The sequence below is a fragment of the Mesorhizobium sangaii genome (assembly GCF_014207355.1).
GTDB classification, from domain to species: Bacteria; Pseudomonadota; Alphaproteobacteria; order Rhizobiales; family Rhizobiaceae; genus Mesorhizobium; species Mesorhizobium sangaii.
In genome coordinates this window covers 964,928-982,294 of the sequence record NZ_JACHEF010000002.1, presented here as the reverse complement: position 1 = coordinate 982,294, position 17,367 = coordinate 964,928, and the positions used below count along the sequence as shown (strand labels likewise).

At 65.2% G+C, this 17,367-nt stretch carries 11 protein-coding genes; all 11 read right to left on the bottom strand.

The features are described from left to right. Nucleotides 1-34 precede the first annotated feature (34 nt). Nucleotides 35-3,547, bottom strand: coding sequence for a double-strand break repair helicase AddA (gene addA, locus HNQ71_RS13850; RefSeq protein ID WP_184873089.1), 3,513 nt, complete (start codon nucleotides 3,545-3,547; stop codon nucleotides 35-37). Continuing rightward, nucleotides 3,544-6,678, bottom strand: coding sequence for a double-strand break repair protein AddB (gene addB / locus HNQ71_RS13845; protein ID WP_184873088.1), 3,135 nt, complete (start codon nucleotides 6,676-6,678; stop codon nucleotides 3,544-3,546). Before addB ends, addA begins: the two co-directional genes overlap by 4 nt. Then, entirely contained in the window at nucleotides 6,675-7,403 is a 729-nt protein-coding gene (locus HNQ71_RS13840; RefSeq protein WP_184873087.1) for an NTP transferase domain-containing protein, read from the bottom strand. The genes addB and HNQ71_RS13840 overlap by 4 nt, the downstream gene beginning before the upstream one ends. Continuing rightward, nucleotides 7,400-8,911: a tRNA (adenosine(37)-N6)-threonylcarbamoyltransferase complex ATPase subunit type 1 TsaE gene (tsaE, locus tag HNQ71_RS13835; RefSeq protein WP_184873086.1), complete on the bottom strand. Its 1,512-nt coding sequence runs from the start codon at nucleotides 8,909-8,911 to the stop codon at nucleotides 7,400-7,402. Before tsaE ends, HNQ71_RS13840 begins: the two co-directional genes overlap by 4 nt. Before the next feature lie 8 nt (nucleotides 8,912-8,919). Beyond that, nucleotides 8,920-11,475 (bottom strand): sensor histidine kinase, encoded by a 2,556-nt coding sequence (locus HNQ71_RS13830; RefSeq protein WP_184873085.1) that lies wholly within the window; start codon nucleotides 11,473-11,475, stop codon nucleotides 8,920-8,922. A gap of 202 nt (nucleotides 11,476-11,677) precedes the next feature. Beyond that, a complete protein-coding gene (ahcY, locus tag HNQ71_RS13825; RefSeq protein WP_095083195.1) occupies nucleotides 11,678-13,078 on the bottom strand; it encodes an adenosylhomocysteinase in 1,401 nt (466 codons plus the stop codon). Between the two features lie 181 nt (nucleotides 13,079-13,259). Beyond that, nucleotides 13,260-13,556 (bottom strand): HPr family phosphocarrier protein, encoded by a 297-nt coding sequence (locus HNQ71_RS13820; protein WP_184873084.1) that lies wholly within the window; start codon nucleotides 13,554-13,556, stop codon nucleotides 13,260-13,262. After that, nucleotides 13,553-13,954 (bottom strand): PTS sugar transporter subunit IIA, encoded by a 402-nt coding sequence (locus tag HNQ71_RS13815; RefSeq protein ID WP_056589309.1) that lies wholly within the window; start codon nucleotides 13,952-13,954, stop codon nucleotides 13,553-13,555. Before HNQ71_RS13815 ends, HNQ71_RS13820 begins: the two co-directional genes overlap by 4 nt. Before the next feature lie 164 nt (nucleotides 13,955-14,118). Further along, nucleotides 14,119-14,616 carry an HPr kinase/phosphorylase gene (locus HNQ71_RS13810; protein WP_246461502.1) on the bottom strand — a complete coding sequence of 166 codons (498 nt, stop codon included), beginning with the start codon at nucleotides 14,614-14,616 and terminating at the stop codon, nucleotides 14,119-14,121. 35 nt (nucleotides 14,617-14,651) lie between these two features. Continuing rightward, a complete protein-coding gene (locus tag HNQ71_RS13805; protein ID WP_184873083.1) occupies nucleotides 14,652-16,439 on the bottom strand; it encodes a sensor histidine kinase in 1,788 nt (595 codons plus the stop codon). Between the two features lie 144 nt (nucleotides 16,440-16,583). Continuing rightward, nucleotides 16,584-17,285: a response regulator transcription factor gene (locus tag HNQ71_RS13800; RefSeq protein ID WP_013528337.1), complete on the bottom strand. Its 702-nt coding sequence runs from the start codon at nucleotides 17,283-17,285 to the stop codon at nucleotides 16,584-16,586. Nucleotides 17,286-17,367 lie beyond the last annotated feature (82 nt).

Below are 17,367 nucleotides of genomic sequence, written 5' to 3'. Positions count from 1 at the left end.
TGGTGATCGCGCCCTTCTTCAAGCAGGTGTTGTGTCACGCTCCCGTGAGTCGAGCAAGGGCATCATCCATGGCGCTGGCCGGCAGTTCGATCAGCCGTGGCGCTTCGGTGAACAGCAAGGCCGCCTTGACCGTGCGTCCGGAATAAAGCGGCTGCAGCAGGGCGCGATAGAGCGCGAGCTGCAGGACATAGGCCGGCGGGACCTCCGCCAGGGAGGCGGGTGCCGGCCGGTTGGTCTTGTAGTCGACGATGGAGACCACGTCCGGCGTCACCGCAAGGCGGTCGATCTTGCCGGAAATCGAGCGCTTCTTGCCCTTGACCTCCAGGGTGCCCATGATCGCGACCTCGGCACGCGACGATGGCGCAAATAGCGGACCGAAGCCAGGATCGGCAAGGATGGCTGTGACCGATGTCAGAGCTTTTTCACGCTCTGATTGAGGCCAGTCCGCGCCTGTTCGCGCGAGGTAGCGTTGTGCCGCGCCCTCGCGTTCGCCCTCGGCAATGCCCGGCAACATCTGCAGCAATTTGTGCAAGGCGAGCCCGCGCAGCACGGCAAAGCCTGGCTCGGCATCGGCGTCGAGCACCGGCGAAGCCTTGTCGACCACCGCTTCCTTGCCTTCGTCGATGAGCGCAGAGGCGCCGGATGGCGACAGCGGACGCGGCAAATCCTCGAAGGGCGGCAAGGGCCGGAACAGGGTCGCCGGCAATGGCCCGAAACTGTGCGCCTGCCGCGCCTGCTCGCTGGAAACCAGTGCGACGGGCGGCAGCTTGGTGACGTGAAACCGATGCACCGGATCGCCGCCCGCCGGATGCGGACGCTCCTCGCTCTCGGGCGCGCCGATCAGAGCGCGGCTGACGATCGAGTGCCAGGTGCCGGAGTTCGGCGCCCGCTTGCCGTGATAACCGCAGACGATCAGCCGATCCTCGGCGCGGGTCATGCCGACATAGAGCAGCCGGCGGTATTCGTCGTCGGCGAGCTCCCGCGCCCGTACCGCCGCCGCTTTCGAAAACCCATTGGCGACATCGCTGGCCGATCGCCAGAGATAGCCCTTGCCGTCCCAGCCCGAGCCGTCGAAGGGCATCAGGCGCGGCAGATGCTGGTCGCTGAACGGCGCCGAACCGCCATCGACCAGGAACACGACCGGTGCCTCCAGGCCCTTGGCCGCGTGCACGGTCATGACGCGGACCTCGTCGCGGGTCTGGTCCATTTCCCGCTTGATCTCGGGGCCGGCATTCTCCAGCGTCGACAGGAAGGCTTCCAGCCCGGGCAGGCCGGTTCGCTCCTCGGCAAGGCAGAAGCTCAGGAACTCGTCGAGAATGTCGCCGGCCTCGGGCCCGAGCCGCGCGATCATCCTTTTGCGCACGCCATCGCGTGCCAGCAGGCCTGCATAGAATTCGAACACCGGCTTGAAGGCGGCCTCGTTCGTCCAGACGTCGAGCTGGGCGACGATCGCCGCCAATGCCTCGCTTTCACCGGCATGGGCGCGCAGCGACGTGATCAGCGACAGGCCGGTCGGCCTCTCCGCTGCAAGCGCAAAAAGCCCCTCCTCCGGCAGATCGAAGATCGGGCTGCGCAGGACGGCGGCGAGCGACAGATCGTCCTGCGGCTGGATGAGCAGGTGGCCGAGCGCGATCAGGTCCTTGACCGCGATGTGTCCGGGCAGGCTCAGCCGGTCGGCGCCGGCAACCGGAATGTCACGGCGTTTGAGCGCCCGGGTCAGCGCATGGACGAAGCGGTCGCGCTTGCGCACCAGCACCAGCACGTCGCCCGGCCGCAGCCGCTTGCCACGGCCTTCGATGATCTCGCCGGCGCCGATCCAGCCGGCAATGGTGGCCGCGACATGCTCGGCAACGCGCACCGCCGGCGCATGGGCATGGTCGATGGCTTGCGTCCAGTCGTCGGGCTCGTCAACGACGTCGGCACCGACCGACGGCCAGACTTCGACATAGCCCGGCGCGTCGGTGCGGATCGCCTGGTGGCGCAGCGGATCGGGGTCATGGCTGATGCCGCGCCGCACGATGGGATCGGCAAAGACGCGGTCGACCGCGGTCAGAACGTCGTCGGTCGAGCGAAACGACCAGGTCAGCTTGAGGTCGGCGAAGGACGCCTCGGCATCACGCACCCGTCCCGCAAACAACAGCCGGCTGTCGGCGAACGAATCCGGGGCGGCGCCCTGAAAGGAATAGATCGACTGCTTTTCGTCACCGACCGCAAAGATCGTGCGATGCACCCTGTCGCGGGCGCCGAAGCCGGCAAAGAACTCTTCCGCCAGCCGCTTCACCACCTCCCATTGATCCGGGCTGGTGTCTTGCGCCTCGTCGAGCAGGATGTGGTCGATGCCCTGGTCGAGCTTGTACTGCACCCAGGGGCCGGCGTCGGGCCGCGCCAGCAGATTGACCGTGCGGGTGATCAGGTCGTTGAAGTCGAGAAAGCCGCGGCTGCGCTTCAGCACCTCGTAGCGGGCGATCAGCCAGTCGGCGATCGTCAACGCGGCGCGCGTGCCTTCCAGCATCCTGAACAGCGCCAGCCTGTCGACCGTTTCGACGATGGCATTGGCCGTCGAGAGATACCGTTCCGCCAGATCCGGCAGCCGGTCGACCAGGGCCTTCTTGAACGCCTTGGCCGGATCATAGGCGTCGCCATCGGTCTTGAGAAAGGCCCTCGCCAGCAGTTGCAGACGGCGAACCGGGTCGCTTTCGGCGAAAGCCTGACGCGCATAAGGCAGGATGTTGTTCAGCACCGTCCTGGCATCGGTGGCATCTGCGGCTTGGGCGAAGCCGGCAAAATAGTCGGGCAGGAAACCCGGCAACGGCCAGACCGATGCCGCTATGCCTTCGGCGGTCTGACCAGGGCGGAAATGGAATTCATCGAACAGCGCCTGGAAACGCGTGCCGTGGCGCCCGACAGCGTCGATGAAATTGCGCAAGCCGTCGCGCTTGCGCACGATCTCGCCCAGCAAGGCATCGAGCCCGGCTTCGCCGCCCCGATCGAGAATGGTGGCAAACGCCTCGGCCAGGTCCATGTCGCCGGCGGCCGTTCCGGAAATCATGTCGCGGCGCGCGGTGGCGAACAGCGATGCCTCCATCGGCGGATCGAGCATCTCGAAATGGGCCGGGATGTTGGCCTCCAGCGGGAACTGGTGAAGCACCGATTCGCAAAAGGCGTGGATGGTCTGGATCTTCAGCCCGCCGGGCGTTTCCAGCGCCTCGGCAAACAGGCGCCGCGCCCGGCGCATGGTCTCAAGATCGGGCCGGCGGCCTTCCAGCGTTTCGATCCTTGCCGCAAGCTCCGCGTCGGCGAGTGCCGTCCACTCCGACAGCGTCGAGAAGACCCGGTTCGACATGTTGGCAGCGGCGGCGCGCGTATAGGTCAGGCACAGGATCTTTGACGGATCGGTGCCGCGCAGCAGCAGCCGGATGACGCGCTGGGCCAGCACATGGGTCTTGCCGGAGCCGGCATTGGCCGACACCCAGGCGGAATTCTGGGGGTCGGCGGCACGGGCCTGGCTGGTCGCGGTATCGCTGGGGATGGGATAGGCTTTCTTCATGCCTCCCCTCCCTCGTCGCCGGCATCGCCGCCGGCGGACCATTCGAGCACGCGGGCAAGATGGTCGTAATCGCCATCGGTCTCGCCTTCGCGAAACGGCAGCGCGCGCGACAAATAGCCGGTCGCCGGGTCGGCATAGTGGACCAACAGCTTTTCCAGCCGCGCCCAGGCCTCTTCGGCGAGATCGGTGGCGGTGCGCGGCTGGCGGTTGTGTTCGAGGATCGATTCCTCGAACACCTCGCCATTCGGCTTGAGCCGCACGAAGGCCAGTTGCGAGGGTTCGCGGGCGCCCAGATCCTTGAAGGCGCCGCGCCTGAGCAGCGCGCCCTCCAGCGCCAGTTGCGGTGCGAGTAGCGTGTGCGCCTGCGCCTTGGACGGCGAGGAGCCTGTCTTGTAGTCCAATATGTCGGCCATGCCACCGGCCAGCAGGTCGACGCGGTCGGCATAGCCGGATAGCGTCACGCCGGACTGGCCAACGACGGTCTTTCCGGCGCGCTCCTCGGCATGCCGCCGCATCACCGCGTCGGCGCGCGTGCGCTCCCACTCGATGATGTTGGCGGCGAGTTTTTCGAACCGCGGCCACCACACCGCCTCGACATCGGCAGGAAGCACGGCTTCGGCAAAACAGGCGCGGCCGGCAGCGATGAGGCCGGCGAGCGCGTCGGGTGCGCGGGGATCGGCAACGCGCGCCGAGAACAGATGCAGGATAGCGTGGAACAGCGTGCCGCGCTCGGCCGCACCGGGATCGCGGATGACCGGATCGAGCGGCATCAGGCCGAGAATTTTTCGTGCATAGACGGCGTAGGGGTCCCGGCGCAGGGTCTCGATCTCGGTGACCGAGAAATGGCCCGGGCGCACCGACAAAGGCGGCTTCGGCTGCGGCCGTGGCGCGAAGTCCTGTCTCGGACCGGTATCGAGCGCGCGCGCCCAGGCGAGCAACTCGTCGCCGCGGCGGCGCAGTTCAGCCGCTTGGTCGTTGCCGATGAAGGTGAGCAGGCGCTGCAGCCAGCGCGACGGCACGGCAGGCGCGTCGCCGGCACGCGCCGAGCGAGCCAGCACCACCGTCTTGGCGCCCATGGCCATCTGGAAATCATGCGCCGCGAGACCGATGCGCCGTTCCGGCGGTTCGAGATCGATGCCGGTCTTCATCAGCCGTGACATGAAGCCGTCGCTCTCGGGCTTGCGCGGCCACACGCCCTCGTTGAGCCCGCCGATGACCAGCGTGTCGACGTCCTGCAAGCGCGCTTCCAGCGCGCCCCAGATGGCAATGTTCCTGTCCGTGCCCTGTGCCGGCTTGACCGTTTCAGGCGCGATCAACGCCGCCATCACATCGGGCCACTCGTCTGCGGCGAAGGACAGCGGTGCAGACGCCGCGACCAGCCCGCGCAGCAATTCGGAAAGCTTCTCGCCGGCGTCACCCGCATAGAGGGCGCCAAGGCCGCCATCGGTGGTGCGACCGAGATTTTCGAGCGCCACGACGCTGGCTCCGACCAGGGCTGCGAGGTCGGCGTCCGCCTGGCCGCGAAACGCCGTGAGCGGCGCCAGCGCCTGTGTGAGACGTTCGAGCAAATTCTTCGCGGCTTCGATGGAGCGCAGGGTCAGACGGGAAAACCAGAAGGGCTGCCGGCTGCCACCGCCAAGACCGGTGAGACGGGTTTCGAACAGTTCCGGTAGCGAAACGATGTCGGGGCGGCCAGTGCCACCGCGCAGCGCCACCAGTTCGACGAGTTCCGCCGCGTGGCGCATATCGGCCCGTTCGAGGCCAAGCCCAAGCAGCGGATGTTTGAGCAGTGACAGCAGGCCTATGGGATCGCCTGGCCGGAACACCGCCTCGAGCGCCAGCCCGAGCAGGCCGGCGGCCGGGGTGTTGGCGAGCGGCGTGCCGCCGGAATCGTCGGCGACAACGCCGAACCGCAGGAGCTCGACCGAGACGCGCCGCGCCAGCGCGCGGTCGCCTGTGACAAGAGCCGCCCTTTGGCTGGGCTGTTCGACCGCGCGCTTGAGCACGACAGCGATAGCGACGGCTTCATCGCGTTCGCTGGCTGCTTCGAGCAGCGTCACGCCGGCAAAGGCCCCGGCGATGTCGGACGCTGAAAAGCCGTCGCGCGTTTCGGCCCACAATTCGGTGGTTTCAGCCGGCCTCAACGCTTCGCCGACCAGGGCGGCGCGGAGCGCAAGCCGCGGCTCGGCTGTGCCGATCTCCTCGACATCGCCGCGCAGCACGCCGATCTTGCCGATCAGCCTGGCGAGACCGTATTGCGGGTGGCCGAGCACGGCCGGACGCGCGCCGGGCGCCGCTATAGCCTGGAAGGATGCTTCGTCCAGCGTGCGGTCGAGACCGGGCAGCACGATGGCGCCGCCGGGCAGGCGGGCGATCGCGGCAAGCAGCTCGGCCGTGGCCGGTATCGAGCCGGTCGAGCCCGCGGCGATGACCGGCCCGGCCGGCGGATTGCGCTGCAGCCGTGCGGCTTCGGCACGGATCAGCGCGCTGCGATGCGCGGCCGGGTTGGAGCGATCGCGCTCTTCAAGGAATTTCGGCCAGGCATCGGTGACAATGCCGAGAAATTCGAGCGTCACTTGCCACCATCCGGCAAGGTTGCCGGTCACCAGGTCGGTGAGCTTGGCCCAATCCGTGCCTTCCGTCTCGATCTCGTCCATCAGCCGGGCGAGATCGCGCGCCAGCCAGATCGCGTCGGCGGCAGAGGCCGGGATGACGATCTCCTCGGCGAAGAGCGCCGCGACATGCGCCGGCAGACGGCGTTTCCAGGCGCGTACCAGCGGCGCCAGCAGCAACAGGCGTTCGGTTGCCGCGATCGGCGGCGCGAGGTCGATGGCGGCGGACGCCTCGGTTTCGAATGCGGCCTCATCCTCATCGAACTCGCCGAGCGGACGGATGACTGGCAGGATCGCCGAACCGCCGCCGCCGCGTGCCGCGAGGCTGTCGACGAAGGCACCCCGCAAGGCGCGCGCCGCGCGCCGCGTCGGCACATAGATGGTGACGTCGGCCAAAGCGAGCGGGTCGCCATCAAACCGAAAACCGGGAACAAGACGCCCGGCAAGCAGCGCCTCGGCAAGCGTCGGCAGAAACGGCGCTCCGGAGGGAATTGAGAAAACGCGGCTTGAGCCGCTCATCGTGACTCGGCTAGCGCGTCGGCCACTGCCGCTTCCGCGAGCGGAATGGCTTCGGGCGTGCCGACGGTGATCCAATGGCCGTGCATCGGCATGCCGAACAGCCGGCCGGCAGCAATGGCGGTGTCGAAATAGGCGTTGAGCGAGTGCGGCCCGGGCTGCGCATCCTCGAACAGGCGCGGATGGACGATTGCCGCCCCGGCATAGATCAGGCCGGCCGGATCACCTTTTGATCGCCGCAAGCCGCCATCCGGCGCCACCAGGAAATCGGTGCTGCCGCAGTGTCCGGTCGCCTGATGGAGATCCGCCAACATCAGCAGAATATCCATTTTCGCCGCGTCCCATGCAAGGGCAAGGCGGCCGAGATTGAGAGGACCCTGGTCGATCCAGAAGGTGTCGGCATTGAGGATGAAGAAGGGCTGCTCGCCCAGCTCCGGCAACGCCTTGACGATGCCGCCGGCGGAATCGAGAAGCCGGTCGCTCTCGTCGGAAATGATGATCCGTGGCGCGCGCCGCGCCGCGACATGGGCAATGATCTGTTCGGGAAGATAATGGACGTTGACGACGGCCTTGCCGACACCGGCGGCGGCCAGGCTGTTGAGCCCCCAGTCAAGCAAGGTCTTGCCGGCGATCTTGACCAGCGGCTTGGGAAGGGTGTCGGTGATCGGCCGCATGCGCTTGCCAAGCCCGGCGGCGAGCACGATGGCAGTGTCCGGTCTTGCTGTCACAGTGCCCGCTCCTCCAGCAAACCGTTGGCGTTGTAGAATTCCCGCAGGCTGGCCAGCGTCGGATGGGACAGCGCCCGGCGCAGATAATCGCGAATGCGCGGCAGGTGCTTCAGATAATAGGGCTTGCCGTCGCGCTTTTCGAGACGGACGAAGATGCCGAGGATCTTGGAGTTTCGCTGCGCCGCCATGATTGCGTAGGATTCCAGGAAGCCTGCTTCATCAAAACCACCGGCGGCGTGGCGCGCCGCGACATAGGCGTCGAGCGTCTCCCGCTCGATCTCGGGCGACATCGTAACACGCGCGTCCATGGCGAGCGAGGCGACGTCATAGGCGCACGGACCGATCAGCGCGTCCTGGAAATCGACGATGCCCAGCCGATCATGCCCGGTGCGGTCGCCACGCCAGATGATGTTGGGCGAATGGAAATCACGCAGCATCAGCGTGGTTTCGCGGCCTTGCAGCCGGTCGAGGAGTGCGTTCCACTCCTTGTGGTAACCGGCGCGCAAGGCATCGCTTGCCGGGCTGCCCGTTATCGCCGGCACGTACCAGTCGACCAGCAGATCGGCTTCGATCATCATGGCGTCGCGGTCGAAAGGCGGCACGTCATGGAAGCCGCCATGCCCCGTCGGCAGGCGTTGCGGCCAGGTCCTGCCGTGCATCGTGGCCAGCAATTGGGCCGCCGCCGCATAACGCTCGGCCGCCGGCTGGCCATCGCCACCGAGAAATCCCTCGGAACCAAGATGTTCGAGCAGCAGGAACCCCTGATCCTGGTCCTCGGCATGGATTTCCGGAACGCTGACCCCACCCGCCTTCAAAGCCCGGTCGACGGCGACGAAGGCGGAGACCGACTGCGCGGTATGTGCGATCTCGGCATAGGGCCTGCCGTCGCGGACCGGCGGCCCGAGCACCAGCCGCGGCGAGTTCATCAAGACCTGCGGCTTTCGGCCGGCAAGCGAAACAATCTCGTAGGAGCGAGCCGAGGCATCGCCGATGAGATGGCGGCGCCTTGCTTCGCCCCAGCCGGCACTTTCGAGAAAGTCGCGCATGGCCAGCGATCGTGCCGCGCGGTCGAAGGCAGCGCCCTCGCCCGACAGCCGGGCCAGCCGGCCCTCGCCATGCTGGACGAGTTCGATCAGAACCGAGGTTTTCGGCAGGTAATCTTCGGCTCGTTCCGGCCACTCGACCAGGGCTGCGCCTTGCGCCAGGGCTTCGTCGAAACCAAGTTCGTCAATCTCAGCCGCCGAGGACAGGCGGTAGAGATCGAAATGATGGACACGGATGCGGGTGTCGTAGCTTTGCACCAGCGTGAAGGTCGGGCTTGGAACATCGAGACCGGCATCGTCGGCCAAAGCCCTGATCAACGCCCGCGCCAGGGTGGACTTGCCGGCGCCGAGGTCGCCCTTGAGCGCCAGGACGTCGCCTGGTCGCAAAGACATCGCCAGATCCTCGCCCAGCAACGCCGTCTGTGTCTCGTCGGAGAGTAAACGCTCCAGCACCGGTCCCGTCATCGAGCGCGCTACTCGGCCGCAGCGCGGATGCCCGGCATGTCGGGAAAGGTGCAGATGACGGTCGTGCCCTTGTCCTTGCCGGTTTCGATGCGAACGCTGCCGCCATGCAGCTCGACAAAGCTCTTGACGATCGACAGGCCGAGACCGGCACCGCGCCGGCGGCCGCCATTGGCACGCGGCTCAAAACGGCGAAACACCGAATCGAGCAAATCCGGCGGCATGCCGGGGCCGTCGTCATGAACCGAGAATTCCACCCCGTCCGCCAGATGGCGGCAGGTGAGCCGGATGGTGCTGGCTTCCGGCGCGTAGTTGGCGGCGTTGCTGAGCAGATTGTAGAGGATCTGGCGCACGCGGATTTCGTCGCCGTGGAACGTCTTCGGCGCCGCGGCGGCATCGACCTCGAGCCTGATCGAATGCTCCTCCAGCCGGTCGGCCACCAGTTCGGCCGCAGCCGCGATGGTGCGATCGACATGCACCTCTGAAATGTCGAGTTGCATGATGCCGGCGTCGACCGTCGCCAGGTCCAGGATGTCGTTGACGATGGTGAGCAGGACCGAGGAGGACGAGCCGACATGCTCGACATATTCGCGCTGTTTCTGCGTCAGAGGACCGGTCGCCGGCAGCGACAGAAGTTCGGTGAAGCCGATGATGTTGGTCAGCGGCGAGCGCAATTCATAGGAGACGTGCTGGACGAATTCGTTCTTGAGCTGATCGGATTTCTGCAGCGCCTCGTTCTTGTCCTTCAGCGCCCGCTCGACGTTGACGCTGTCGGTGACGTCGACGAAGGTCATCATCACTTGCCCGTTAGGCAACGGGATTATGGCGTAGCTCAGCACATTGCCATTGTTGAGTTCGGTCTGGCCGTGGCGGTCGCGGCGCTCGTCGTCGAAGCCGGTGATGGCGGCAACGAAGCCCGGCCAGGGACTGTCCGCCGCCTGCCGGTCGCAAAGGTCGCGGATCGCGGACACGTGCACATTGGGCTTGGCCGCATCGCCGCTCAAGCCCCAGAGCTTGGCAAAGGCAGGGTTCGACAGCCGAAGCCTGCCATCGGGGCCGAACACCGCCACGCCTTCGGCAAGGTTGTCGAGCGTCTCGCCCTGCACCCGCACCGCTGTCTGGTAGCGGCTTTCGAGGTCCATCTTCTCGGTCAGGTTTTCGAATACCCAGGTCACGCCGCCCTTGGGCTGCGGGTTGGCGACGACGCGGATGGTCTTACCGTCCGGCAGATGCCACCAATGTTCCTGCGATTCGACCGCGCGGTAAGCGCCGAGCAGGCCTTCCTTCCAGCGGCGCCATTCCGGCTGCTCGGCGATCTTGCCCGAGCTGCGCAGCCGGTCGAGCAGCAGGGCATTGTCGGGAGCGCTGTGCAGGAAGCCGCTGTCGAGCCCCCACAGCTTCTGGAAAGCCTGGTTGAAGAACCGCAACTTCTCGTCGGTGTCGAAAATGGCGACAGCCGTGTTGAGCTGATCGAGCGTGTCGGCGTGGCTCCTGACGGTCCGTTCGTACTCGGTGCGAACGGTCTCGATGGCGCTGATGTCGCAGGCAAGGCCGGCAGAGCCATCGGCGCCGGCAAAATCGGTAACCGCAAACACTCGGCGGTCGCCTTCGATCACGGTGGAAAGCGACTGCTCGAAGACCGGATGCGTTTTGTGCTGGGCGGCAATCGCATCGCGTGCCTGGCCGCCGAGGAACTCCTTTGCCTCGCGAACCGCGGCTTCGGCACTTTCGGCTTCGACCGCATCGGCATAGGCCCGGTTGACCCACTTCAGCCGCCCATCCTCGCTGCGAAGCCATGCCGGCATGTTCAGCGCGTCGAGCAGGCCGATCATCGTGTCATGGTCGGCGGCCAGCCGCTGGTTCTCGATCTTCAGCCTGGCCTGGCTGCGCTGCGTCTCCGAGAGCGAGACGAAACGCACGAGCACATGGGCGGCGCTCTTGCGGCCATGCACTTCGAGCGGTGCGCCGGCCTGCGATTCGATGACGAGGTCGAAGTGCTTCGCCTTTTCGCGCAAACCCGCGACGGCGTGTTCGAGCGCCGCCGCCGAACGCGGCATCAGCCAGCGGCCGAAAGCTAGGAAAGCGGCCCGGTCCTCGGGAGCACCGCTTTCGACGGGCAATGTGCCGATGAGTTCGGGTTTCTTGTTTTCCGCGGCCCAGACGACCAGGCGCTGGTCGCGCAGATTGAGCAGCGCCTCCGAGCGGCGCAGGGCCGCGTTGATGTCGGCGAGGCGGCTCCTGAGTTCGACATTGTCCGCCGAGGTGCGGGCTCTTTCGCGGATGAGAACGATGGCCGACAGAAGTGCCGCGCCGGTCACGCCGACAAACACCGCAAGCTGCATGACCTCGATCGCGCTGATCGACATCCCGGCCGTGGCCACGCCGGCGGCTTGCGCATGCGCAACCGCATTGGCCAAGGGGCAGGCAAACGCGGATGTGGCAAGGAACAGTGCCGCGCGAGCACGCCATGACAGGCCTCCGCCTTGCAAGGCGGAGCCAGTAACCTCCGAATCGTCTTGGCCGCCGGAAACGGCCCGTCCCGCTGTGTGCGGGTGTTGCCCCGGCATGTCTTGGTCCTCTCCGCCGCCTGAATGCAAGACCGCCCTGAATGCGCGCCTCTCTCGATCCCCCTCTCGGGCCGGAAGCGTCGCGAATCACCTGACAATAAACCCTCGCCGAATCGCCGTGAAGGCTGGCGGCGCGCAAAAATAAAGCCGGGCGAAAAGTCAATCGCCCGGCATCAATATCTGGTAGCAATTTTAGCTTTGGTTAATAGCGGTAGTGTTCCGGCTTGAACGGTCCCTGCTGGGTCACGCCGATATAGGCGGCCTGCTCACCGGACAATTCGGTCAGGCGGGCGCCAAGCTTGTCGAGATGCAGGCGCGCGACCTTTTCATCGAGATGCTTGGGCAGGACATAGACCTGGTTCGCGTACTGACCGGGCTTGGTGTAGAGCTCGATCTGGGCCAGCACCTGGTTGGTGAACGAAGCCGACATGACGAAGCTCGGATGACCGGTGGCGTTGCCGAGATTGAGCAGCCGGCCTTCCGACAGCAGGATCATCCGCTTGCCATCCGGGAAGGTGATCATGTCGACCTGCGGCTTGACGTTGGTCCATTTCAGGTTGCGCAGCGCGGCGACCTGGATCTCATTGTCGAAGTGACCGATGTTGCCGACGATCACCATGTCCTTCATCGAGCGCATGTGGTCGAGGGTGACGACGTCCTTGTTGCCGGTGGTGGTGATGACGATGTCGGCGGTGGGTGCCGCATCTTCCAGCGTGACGACTTCAAAACCGTCCATCGCCGCCTGCAGGGCGCAGATCGGGTCGACCTCGGTGACCTTGACGCGGGCGCCGGCGCCCTTGAGCGAGGCCGACGAGCCCTTGCCGACGTCGCCGTAGCCGCAGACGACCGCGACCTTGCCGGCCATCATGGTGTCGGTGCCGCGGCGGATGCCGTCGACCAGCGATTCCTTGCAGCCATATTTGTTGTCGAACTTCGACTTGGTGACCGAGTCGTTGACGTTGATGGCGGGGAAGGGCAACAGGCCCTTCTTCTGCAACTGGTAAAGCCGGTTGACGCCGGTGGTCGTCTCTTCGGTGACGCCGCGGATCGCCGCCTTCTGCTTGGTGAAGAAGCCGGGCGAAGCCTTCAGGCGCTTCTTGACCTGGGCGTAGAAATATTCCTCTTCCTCGCTCTGCGGGTTGGACAGCACGTCCTCGCCGGCCTCGGCGCGGGCGCCGATCAGGATGTACATGGTGGCGTCGCCGCCATCATCGAGGATCATGTTGGAGGTGCCGCCGTCGGCCCACTGGAAGATCTTGTCTGTGTAATCCCAATATTCCTCGAGCGACTCGCCCTTGACGGCGAACACGGGGATACCCGCCTCGGCGATGGCCGCGGCCGCATGGTCCTGGGTCGAGAAGATGTTGCACGAAGCCCAGCGGATATCGGCGCCGAGAGCCTTCAGCGTCTCGATCAGCACCGCCGTCTGGATGGTCATGTGCAGCGAGCCGGTGATGCGCGCGCCCTTCAGCGGCTTCTTGTCACCGAATTCCTCGCGGCTGGCCATCAGGCCCGGCATTTCGGTTTCGGCGATCTCGATTTCCTTGCGGCCCCAGCCGGCAAGCGAGATGTCGGCGACCACATAGTCCTTGCTACCCGTCATGGCAGTGCTCCGATGCGAATTGTTCTTGCTGCGAATTGGTTGCGGATGCGCCCACGCCGGTCGGCGCGTCGAAGGGCGCGAATTGCCGGTCTGACTAGCAGATCGGGGCTTGGACGACAATGGGATATAAAGAAATCTTTATCCCTGCATGTCCATCGGACATGCTTTGGCGATGTGAGGATCAGCTTTCCTCGCCGAAACGGGACGCCACCAGTTGCTCCAGCGCGTCGATGACCTGCAGCGCCTCCGGCCCGCTGGCGGTGACACGGATCGAGTAGCCCGGGCTTGCCGCCAGCATCATCAGGCCCATGATCGAGGTGCCGCCGACCTTGACGCCATCCTTCTCGACATGCACCGAGGCGTCGAAGCCGCTCGCCAGCTGGACGAATTTCGCCGAGGCGCGCGCGTGCAGGCCGCGCTGGTTGATGATCGGAAAGTCCCGGACGATCTGGTCTTCTTCCGGGGACAGCGCGTTCATTTGCTGCTCAATAGCTGGCTGGCGACGTTGATGTATTTGCGGCCGGCGGCCTGCGCCTCGTCAAGTGCGGCCGCCATGTTGTCGCCCTTGCGGATCGAGGAGAGCTTGATCAGCATCGGCAGGTTCATGCCGGCGATCACCTCGGTGCGGCCGGACTCCATCACCGAAATGGCAAGGTTGGAAGGGGTGCCGCCGAACATGTCGGTCAGCACGATGACGCCCGTCCCGGTGTCGACACGTGCGACGGCGTCGACGATGTCGCGGCGACGCTGCTCCATATCGTCATCGGCGCCGATCGCCACGGTTTCGAAATTGTCTTGTGGCCCGACGACATGTTCCACGGCATGTCGGAACTCGGCGGCCAGTTGACCGTGCGTTACAAGCACGAGTCCGATCATTCTTTGGTGGCTCCCGTCATCGCCGCTTCACAGGCGCATATTATGCTCGCCAGCCATTCCAGGCGGCGGGAGCGCTATCTTGTCGACGCGCGGCCGGTTGACAAGCCCCAAATTGCGCCGGCCCATGCCATTTTGACGCATTGCAACAAAAAATCCGGAGCGGATCATCGAAAAGGCGCGATCGACAACCGCGCCATCACGGCGGGCAAGGCGGTGGCGGCGTTGCGCTCGGCAAGGTCGATACGCGGCACCGGGCAGCCTGCGACCGGCTCGCTGATTTCCTCCTGGAAACGGGCCATCTCTGCCTTTGGCACCAGCCTCACATGCAGGTCGATCACCCCGCCCGGCTCGAACGGCAGCGGCCGCGGCATGAATCCAGGCACCTCGGCGAGACCGGCAATGGTCGCCGGCACGCGACAGACCAGCCGCCCGGCGCGGGCCGCGGCAAGCAGCCTGTCGTCGCCGATCAGCCGCGAGAACAGCCCGCGCGCGCGGCAATGGTCCAGGAGTGTCAGCGCCAGCGTCGTCTTGCCGGCGCCGGACCGCCCGGTGATAAGGACGCCGCGATCGCCGATCAGGATCGCGGTCCCGTGAATGTTTTCAGGCTGCGCAGCCGGATCAGGCACGATCTTATCCGGGATCATGCTTTCTGAATGAAGCATGATCCTGTCCGAAAACCGGTTCCCACTTTTCGGGATCATGCTTCGGCCGGCAGTGTCACGACGAAGCGCGCGCCTTTGATTTCGCCAGGCTTGGTGCCGGGGATGTTTTCGGCGGTCAAGGTGCCGCCATGGGCCTCGACGATCTGCCTGGATATCGACAGGCCAAGACCCGAATTCTGGCCGAACGCCTCGCCTGCGGGCCGGTCGGTGTAGAAGCGTTCGAAGATGCGGTCGATGTTGTCGGCGCGGATGCCGGGACCATTGTCGTCGACGGTGACGATGTTGAACTTGCCGGCGCGCGCCAGCGACAGGCTGATGTGGCCATGGTCCTCGGGAACGAAGGAGCGGGCGTTCTCGATCAGGTTGGTGATGACCTGGCCGATGCGCAGATCATGGCCGACGACCACATAGCCTTTGACGCCCTGCGGCAGCTTGGCGACCTTGAACTCGATCTCGACGGCCTTCTTGTTGCGCGTGGCTTCACGCGAAACGGCAACGAGGTCGGTGATGAATTTCTTCAGGTCGACCGTGCCTGCATCTTCACGCGCCAGTTCGGCATCGAGGCGGGAGGCGTCGGAAATATCGGTGATCAGCCGGTCCAGCCGCCTGACGTCGTGCTGGATGATGTCCATCAGCCGGCCGCGCGAATTGTCGTTCTTGGCCAGCGGCAAGGTTTCCACCGCGCTGCGAAGCGAGGTCAGCGGGTTCTTCAATTCGTGCGACACATCCGCTGCAAAGCTTTCGATTGCCTCGATGCGGGCGTAGAGCGCGTTGGTCATGTCGCGTATGGCGATCGACAGATTGCCGATCTCATCCTGGCGATCGGAAAAGTCCGGAATTTCCTCGCGGCTCTTGACGCCGCGCCGCACCCGCACGGCCGCCGCCGACAGCCGGCGCAGCGGATTGGCGATGGTGGAGGCAAGCAGCATCGACAGGATGGCGGTGACAAGCGCCGCGATGCCGAAGACGCGCAGGATCGCCTTGCGCTCGGCGGCGACGATCTTGTCGATGTCGCCGCCTTCCGTCGACAGCATCAGCACGCCGAGGACGGCGCGGAAGCGCTGGATCGGTACCGCCACCGAAACGATCTGCTCGCCCTGTTCCGATACGCGCACGATGGTCGACGGGCTGCCGGTGAGCGCCTTGACCACTTCCGGGAAAGCGGCGCCATTGCCGCCCGGCTGCTCGTGATAGACCGGCAGCGCGGTGTTGCGGAAGAAATCGAAGACAAATTTCTGGATGCGCTCGACCAGATCGGGCTCTTCCTCTTCAACCGGCGGCAGGTCGTAGCGCAGGATCTGGCCACGCGAATAGAGATGGCGCGAATCGAGCAGCAGATTGGCATCGCGGTCATAGATGCGGGCGCGCGTGCGGGTCGGCGAGATCAGCCTTCTCAGCACCGGCGCGACACGCTCCGGATTGATCGGGAAGTCGAGATTGTCGAGCTGGTCCGAGCCCGGCCCAAGGCTTTCGCCGGCCTGCAGCTCGAGCAGCTTTTCCGGGTCGATGCTGATCGAATCCGTCTCGACCGTCGCCGATGCGGCAATGGCGCCGGCGATGATCTCGCCCTGGGTCATCAGGCTTTCGACGCGGGCGTCGATCAGCCCGTCACGGAAGGTGTTGAGATAGAGGATGCCGGTGACCAGGACGGCGAGGCCGGCGAGGTTGAGGAAGAGGATACGCCGCGTCAGGCTGGAAAAGATGTGATGGCCGAGGAAGCGGCGCATCGGCACAGTGATTTTCGACACGAATGACGGCATGATACGCGACGGCCGCCTGGCAGCGCCCGCCGGTCTTGTTCGCTGCTGTGCTTCCACTGCCATCGAATAGCAGCTCCCGCCTAGTCTTTGCCTTGATGCATGTCGTTGTCCCAAAACCGGGCCCACTTTTGGGCGACATGCATTACCTTGCTTTGACGCATGTCGTTATCCCAAAACCGGGATCACTTTTGGGCGACATTCATCAGCTTACGCTTCGCGGAACCGGTATCCGACTCCGTAGAGGGTTTCGATCATCTCGAAGTCGTCGTCGACGGCCTTGAACTTCTTGCGCAGCCGCTTGATGTGGCTGTCGATGGTGCGGTCGTCGACATAGACCTGTTCATCATAGGCCGAATCCATCAGCGCATCACGGCTTTTTACGACACCGGGGCGCTGTGCCAGCGAGTGCAGGATCAGGAACTCGGTGACCGTCAGCGTCACCGGCTCGCCCTTCCAGGTGCAGGTGTGGCGCTCCTGGTCCATGACAAGCTGGCCGCGTTCGAGCGAGCGGGCCTGCTGGCTGGGCGTCTTTGCCGCAGCCTCGCGGGCACTGGCACGGCGCAGCACGGCGCGCACCCGCTCGACCAGTAGACGCTGCGAGAACGGTTTGCGGATGAAATCGTCGGCGCCCATCTTGAGGCCGAACAATTCGTCGATCTCGTCGTCCTTCGAGGTCAGGAAAATCACCGGAAGGTCGGACTTCTGGCGCATCCGGCGCAGCAGTTCCATGCCATCCATGCGCGGCATCTTGATGTCGAGGATGGCAAGATTCGGCGGGCGTGCCGCCAGCCCTTCCAGCGCAGACGCACCATCCGTGTAGGTCTCGACACGATACCCCTCGGATTCGAGGGCGATCGACACCGATGTCAGAATGTTGCGGTCGTCATCGACAAGCGCGATTGTTGCCATTTCAAGCGGCTCCCTCATGAGCTGTCCCTTCTTTACGTAGAGAAGGGGCTTTTGCAGGACAAATTAGGTACAAAATGTGGCA

Excerpts from the sequence above, each read along its gene's own strand:
- addA (WP_184873089.1), bottom strand. The coding sequence starts at position 3,547 with ATGAAGAAAGCCTATCCCATCCCCAGCGATACCGCGACCAGCCAGGCC.
- addB (WP_184873088.1), bottom strand. The coding sequence starts at position 6,678 with ATGAGCGGCTCAAGCCGCGTTTTCTCAATTCCCTCCGGAGCGCCGTTT.
- tsaE (WP_184873086.1), bottom strand. The coding sequence starts at position 8,911 with ATGACGGGACCGGTGCTGGAGCGTTTACTCTCCGACGAGACACAGACG.
- HNQ71_RS13830 (WP_184873085.1), bottom strand. The coding sequence starts at position 11,475 with ATGCCGGGGCAACACCCGCACACAGCGGGACGGGCCGTTTCCGGCGGC.
- ahcY (WP_095083195.1), bottom strand. The coding sequence starts at position 13,078 with ATGACGGGTAGCAAGGACTATGTGGTCGCCGACATCTCGCTTGCCGGC.
- HNQ71_RS13820 (WP_184873084.1), bottom strand. The coding sequence starts at position 13,556 with ATGAACGCGCTGTCCCCGGAAGAAGACCAGATCGTCCGGGACTTTCCG.
- HNQ71_RS13815 (WP_056589309.1), bottom strand. The coding sequence starts at position 13,954 with ATGATCGGACTCGTGCTTGTAACGCACGGTCAACTGGCCGCCGAGTTC.
- HNQ71_RS13810 (WP_246461502.1), bottom strand. The coding sequence starts at position 14,616 with ATGCTTCATTCAGAAAGCATGATCCCGGATAAGATCGTGCCTGATCCG.
- HNQ71_RS13805 (WP_184873083.1), bottom strand. The coding sequence starts at position 16,439 with ATGGCAGTGGAAGCACAGCAGCGAACAAGACCGGCGGGCGCTGCCAGG.
- HNQ71_RS13800 (WP_013528337.1), bottom strand. The coding sequence starts at position 17,285 with ATGGCAACAATCGCGCTTGTCGATGACGACCGCAACATTCTGACATCG.